Below are 5,816 nucleotides of genomic sequence, written 5' to 3'. Positions count from 1 at the left end.
GCGTGTCGGTTTCCGGGTAACGATCCGGTGGATTAGCCGGTCAACAGGCAATCGCCGCGGCTGCCGACCGAGGCGACCGCGCCGGCATCGGCAAGGCGTTGGTGTAGCGCACAGCTCGATATTGCACTCCGCGATCGGAGTGGTGAATCAGCTGCGATAGGTTCTGACCTGCATGTTCACGGGTCCAGATGCCCATCTCCAACGCATCGAGCGCGAGATCGGTGCGCAGGCTCGTCGACAGCTGCCATCCCACTATGCGGCGCGAGAAAACGTCGATGACGAATGCGGCGTACGTCCAGCCGGCGAACGTGCGGACGTAGGTTATGTCGGCGACCCACAGTTGGTCCGGAGCCGACGTGATGAACCCTCGATTGACCAGGTCAGCGGGTCTTTCGGTGTCCACCGAGGCGATCGTGGTCCGCGGGTTCTTCGACCGGGTGATGCCGCGTAAACCTTCGGCGCACATCAAGCGTTCGACGGTGCACCGGGCCACCCGGATGCCCTGGCGCTTCAGCTCCGCGTAGACCTTGCGGGCACCGTAAACGGCGTAGTTCTCGCCGTGAATCTGGTGGATCTGCTCGACCAGTTCCGCGTCGCGGATCGCCCGCGCTGAGGGCGGGCGGGTTTTGGCGGCGTAGTACGTCGACGGGGCGATCTGCACACCGGCCTGAGCAAGGACTCGGCAGATCGGCTCGACCCCGTAATCGGTCTTGTGGGCGTCGATGTAGTCGACGATCACTTGAGTTTGCGGTCGAGCTCCGCTGCCGCGAAAAACGCCGCTGCTGTTGTCAGGATCTCGTTGGCGCGCCGCAGTTCTCGGTTCTCTCGCTCGAGTTCAGCGATCCGTTTCGCCTCGTCCGTCGTAGTGCCAGGGCGATCGCCACCGTCGATCTCGGCCTGGCGAACCCACGTGCGCAGGGCCCCGGGATGGATGCCCAATTGGTCGGCGATCCGCTTGATCGCCCCAATCTTGGATCCCGGGTCACGGCGCGCCTCGATCGCCAGCCGTGTCGCTCGTTCCTTCCGCTCCTCCGGGTACTTCCTCGGCGCTCCCATGGATCTCATCCTTCCGTGTGATGAGATCCTCTACCAGACCCGGTACGCAACAGTGACGACCGTGTCGTAATCCGGTGACCATCCCAGCATGACGAAACCGGACCCGGCGGCCCACCAGAGGAGATGCCCTGCATCGCCGCTGGTGGGCCGGCAACCGCGAACGAGTGGGGCAATTACTCCAGCGTTGGATAACTGTCATATCTCGTATTCACCTGTGGTACTCGTTCCGGGGTGATCTTTGCACCGACCTCTCCCCGAGCGCGTACCGCCGGACCGAGCGCCTGCGTACGGCGTGTCTTCCCGCAGCGACTGTCGCGGCTGCGTGCATTCCGGGACAGCACACGACCGCAGGGGATCGACCGAAGGTCAGCGCCGAGACTGTAGCGGGCCGAGGTCTCGCGGTCGACTGCATACCGAGCAGGGACTGCTTCGGAATCGTCAAACCTACTCTTAGGCTTGCGATTCGCGTTTCAACTGTCGATTCCGCTCTTCCCACGCCATGTCCAGAGCCAGATACTCCAACGCAGTCACGATGTGGGCGATCGAATAGGCAGGGGGGTCGTTGTTGTCGCCGGACAGAATCTCGTGGATCATGCTCACTCCTCGCCGCCATCGCACTACACGGACCGAAAGGGTCAGTCCTCGATCCACTCGACGTGCAGCACTGCAGGACTCGATCAATACAATCGCCGCACGTCCTGCGGGTCTTCCGATCATCGTGGAGAGCCGAGAAATAGTCAATATCTAGAATATTTTGTCCTCTTCATACGAACCAGAATGCGCAGGGAAGTTCGGCGTGGAGGTCTGGTCCTGCAGCTACATCCTGTGTGCGCGGGACGCCAATAGTCGATCTCGAGCGCAGTCGAAGGGGTGGACGAGCCGACATCCGGTGAAGTCGACGCCCGCGGCCGTCGGGAAACCGACGCGATCCCACGTCAGGCGATGCGACGGGTTACCGACGAAGGGGCCTACAGGCAGTCGACAGGGTGCGGTCCCGAGGAAGAACGTCGCGGTGGGCCACGCGCTCTCGCCGTACCGAGTTCCGGCGTCTATGCTCCGGGCGTACCAGGGCCATAGACAGCATGCTCGCGCGTCTACCCAGAGATGACCTGGTGGCTCGCGAGCGAACTCCGCTTCCCCGAGTCGAGGTGAGATATTCTTCACATGAACACCCAGTCCGGCGGAAATCTGCCAGTAGAACTGACCAGCTTCGTCGGCCGGCGCGAGAGCATCACCCACGCCAAGAATCTGTTCGCCCCCGCCCGCCTGCTCACCCTCACCGGTATGGGCGGCGTCGGGAAGACACGCTTCGCCCTCAGACTCGCCCGGGAAATACGACGCGACTTCCCCGACGGTGCCTGGCTGGTCGAACTCGCCGACCTCGGCCAAGGATCCCTCCTGGCCCCAACCATCGGCCGCGTCCTCGGTCTCCGCGACGAATGGGACGATCCCGCCGAGAACCTGATCAACCACCTGCGCGAACGCCGCCTGCTGCTGATCCTCGACAACTGCGAGCACCTTCTCGACCCCTGCGCCGAACTGATCGACCGGATACTTCGTGCAACCTCCGCCGTCAAGATCATCGCCACCAGCCGACAGGTCCTCGGCCTCGACGGCGAGCAGGTCTTCCCCGTCCCTCCACTGGCCCACACTGCTGCCGTAACCGGCATCAACGAAGCAATGCAACTGTTCGAAGAGCGCGCCTCCGCGGCCGACCCCGCCTTCCGCATCACCGACGACAACCGCGCCGCTGTAGAACGCATCTGCCGTGCGCTCGAAGGTTTACCCCTGGCCGTCGAACTTGCCGCCGCCAACGCCCGCACCTTCAACACCATCGACATCGCCGAGTACCTGCACAGCACAGAAATGCTGCGGGCCACCGACCGCACCCGCCCCACCCGGCACCGCACCCTGGCCGCCGCCGCGGACTGGAGCTACCAACTGTGCACCCCCGACGAGCGCCACCTCTGGGAACAACTGTCCGTGTTCACCGGCGGCTTCACCATCCACGCCGCCACAACCGTCGGCCTCCCGCACACCACACCCGAGGACGCGGTCCCCGAGGACACCGCACACCGCGACACCGTCTTGCGTGCACTGATCGGACTGGTCGACAAATCGATCATCACACGCATCGATGCCCTCGGTCCGCACAGCCGCTACCGCATGCTCGAGCCGGTACGCCAATACGGCGCCGACAAACTCGCCGCCACCCCCCACGCACACCACATACGCCGACGTCACCGCGACTACTTCTTCGACCTCGCCCAACGCAGCATCACCGACTACTGCAGCGACCGCGACATCGACTGGTACGCGACCACCCGAGCCGAACACCCGAACATCAGGCAAGCACTTACCTACAGCCTGTCCGACCTCGATCATCCGCAGATCGCACTCGAGATGGCAACCGTTTTGACGCCGTTCTGGCAACAGTCCGGTTCTGTCCTCGAGGGATACCAGTGGATTCGTCGCGCCCTCGATCTCCTTACCGCACCATGCCGCGAACGCGCCGGAGGTCTGGCCACCGCGAGCATCCTCGGCTTCCTTCTGGGCAAGACCGATGAAGCCCGTGCACTCCTCCGCGACCACCGGGAGCTGATCGAGCAACTGGGGTTCGATGAGGTCCCCGTGATCACTCTGTACGCCTCTGCATTCGAAATATACGAAGACGGGGACATCCACGGCGCGCTCGCCTACGCCGAGCGAGCGGTGGATCTAGGTCTCGACCGAGCGAATCCGGGCCTCGTGGCCGAAGTGATGGCGCTCTCCGACCTGTACGCAATCCTCATCGAGAGCGAGCGAACCGAAGAGCTTGCCCAGCGATTCCTGCAGTTCACCGAACGCCATGGCGCCCACTTGCTGAAAGCGATAGCCCTGTTCCCTCTCGGCGCGGTCAAGTGGTATGAGGGGGACCTCGGTTCCGCCGTTTCCCTTATGCGGGAGGCGATCAGCCTCTACCAGAAGTTCGAGCAACCAGGAATGGTGGCAGTGTGCATCGAGGGACTCGCCTGGTCCGCGGCCGGAAGTGATCCGGAACGGGCGGCAAGGCTCTTGGGTGCCGCGGGATCGCTGTGGCAGCACAGCCAGATGCCGTTGGCTCAGGACGCCGTACACCGCGTCACCTCGAGAATTGAATCCGACCTCCGACGAAGCCTGGGTGACACCCGCTTCGAACGAATTGTGAAGGAGGGGCGGGAACTGTCATTCGTGGAATCTGTCGACCTTGCCCTGGGCACCGACGTCGGTACGAAATCCAGACCCCGCAACCGTGCCAGCCGTGCCGGCCTCACCCGGCGCGAGGAGGAGATCGCCGCCTTGGTCGCCGACGGCCTGACCAACAAGCAGATCGCCACCAAACTCGTGATCTCCGCGCGCACCGTCGACGCCCACGTCGAGCACATCCTCACCAAACTCGGATTCCGCTCACGGACGCAAGTCGCACGGTGGCTGGCCGGGCCGTAGTCACCCCATCGGCCCTGACTATCCTGTTCCGGCGAGGTAGGCAAGGATCTCGACGCCGGCCGACGTGAGTTTCACTCCCTCGTTGCCCCGTCCGGGTGCGCAGAATGCAATGAGCCCGAGTTCCTCGAGGCGTCCGAGTTCTCGGCTCTCGGCTCGCGGACTTTCGTGTCGGGAACCGGCCCGGCCCGTCTTGCCGGTGTCGCCCAGGCGGTGAGAGTGCGCTACCAGCGTCTGCACCCCTACTTGGTGGAGCACAGCCATATCCGTTGCGTTCATGGTGACCTCCTTGTCGAGGTACAGCCTGGCCCAGGTCGACTACCGGATCCATTCGTCGAACTACCTAGGTAAGTACCTATGATTCGCATCACAATGGCCTTTTCGGCTCGTCTTTCCTGCTCGGCCTGGCTCAGGACTCACACCAACGAAGCTGAACAAAGTCCTCGCCACCATTCGGTCTCATACGAACAGACGATCGCGCACCGGCCTTCTGGACCGGTGCGCGATCAGGAGGCACCACATCATCTGTACGGACGAAGTGGCGTCAGACCTTGTGGGGCTCCGACGCGCGGAACATGTCGTCACGCTCGACGACCTTCACGCGCTCGCGGCCCTCGGCCTCGCCCAGGCTGCGCTCGTGCGCGTCGAGGCGGTACCAGCCCTGCCACGTGGTGTACGGCAGCTCCCTGGCCTCGAGGAACGCGACGACGGCATCCGCGTCGGGCTCGGCCGGGGTGTTCAGCCGGCCCTTGGCGTGGTCCTCGAGCAGGTTCGCGACCGTCTCGTTCGCGTCGCCCTTGGTGTGGCCGATCAGGCCGACCGGGCCGCGCTTGATCCAGCCGGTGACGTAGGTGTGCGGCAGGAACCGGTCGTGGCCCTCGGCGGTCTCGTCGGCGACGACGCGGCCGGCCTCGTTGGGGACGGTGCCCGCCTGGTCGTCGAACGGCAGCTGCGCGATGTTCTGCGACAGGTAGCCCACGGCGCGGTAGACCGCCTGGACCTCCCAGTCGTTGAACCTGCCGGTGCCGCGGACGTTGCCGGTGCCGTCGAGCTCGGTGCGCTCGGTGCGCAGACCGACGACCTTGCCGTTCTCGCCGAGCACCTCGGCGGGCGACTCGAAGAAGTGCAGGAACAGCTTGTGCGGGCGGTCGCCCACGTCGCGGATCGCCCAGTCCTGCAGGGTGTTGGCGACCATGTCGACCTGCTTGGAGTTGCGGCGCGCGAGCTCGGAGCCCTCGTCGTACTCGATGTCCTCCGGATCGACGATGACCTCGATGGTGGGCGAGTGGTCGAGTTCG

Annotated in this window: 5 protein-coding genes, 1 pseudogene and 1 other annotated feature; of the genes and pseudogenes, 1 reads left to right on the top strand and 5 read right to left on the bottom strand. The window is 64.4% G+C overall.

Features of this window, described 5'->3' with window-relative positions:
* Nucleotides 1–40: 40 nt before the first annotated feature.
* The 3 genes from I0Q12_RS01895 to I0Q12_RS01885 form a co-directional block, all read right to left on the bottom strand.
* Nucleotides 41–739, bottom strand: a complete 699-nt coding sequence (locus I0Q12_RS01895) for an IS3 family transposase (RefSeq protein WP_197250337.1) — start codon at nt 737–739, stop codon at nt 41–43.
* Nucleotides 647–778, bottom strand: a sequence feature (AL1L pseudoknot). (Overlaps the previous gene by 93 nt.)
* Nucleotides 736–1,056 (bottom strand): transposase, encoded by a 321-nt coding sequence (locus I0Q12_RS01890; protein ID WP_197250336.1) that lies wholly within the window; start codon nt 1,054–1,056, stop codon nt 736–738. Its footprint overlaps the feature before it by 43 nt. Before I0Q12_RS01890 ends, I0Q12_RS01895 begins: the two co-directional genes overlap by 4 nt.
* A 450-nt stretch (nt 1,057–1,506) precedes the next feature.
* Nucleotides 1,507–1,650, bottom strand: a complete 144-nt coding sequence (locus I0Q12_RS01885; RefSeq protein ID WP_197250335.1) for a hypothetical protein — start codon at nt 1,648–1,650, stop codon at nt 1,507–1,509.
* Between the two features lie 570 nt (nt 1,651–2,220).
* Between I0Q12_RS01885 and I0Q12_RS01880 the strand changes: the two genes are divergently transcribed.
* Nucleotides 2,221–4,521: a LuxR C-terminal-related transcriptional regulator gene (locus I0Q12_RS01880; protein ID WP_197250334.1), complete on the top strand. Its 2,301-nt coding sequence runs from the start codon at nt 2,221–2,223 to the stop codon at nt 4,519–4,521.
* A gap of 18 nt (nt 4,522–4,539) precedes the next feature.
* Here I0Q12_RS01880 and I0Q12_RS01875 read toward each other — a convergent pair whose 3' ends face one another.
* Nucleotides 4,540–4,797 carry a hypothetical protein gene (locus I0Q12_RS01875; protein ID WP_197250333.1) on the bottom strand — a complete coding sequence of 86 codons (258 nt, stop codon included), beginning with the start codon at nt 4,795–4,797 and terminating at the stop codon, nt 4,540–4,542.
* 265 nt (nt 4,798–5,062) lie between these two features.
* Nucleotides 5,063–5,816, bottom strand: a pseudogene (locus tag I0Q12_RS01870) (pyridine nucleotide-disulfide oxidoreductase); the annotation flags it as partial.

The sequence above is a fragment of the Rhodococcus sp. CX genome (assembly GCF_015865005.1).
In the GTDB taxonomy this organism is placed as follows: Bacteria; Actinomycetota; Actinomycetes; order Mycobacteriales; family Mycobacteriaceae; genus Rhodococcus.
This window is presented reverse-complemented; position numbering and strand designations above follow the sequence as displayed.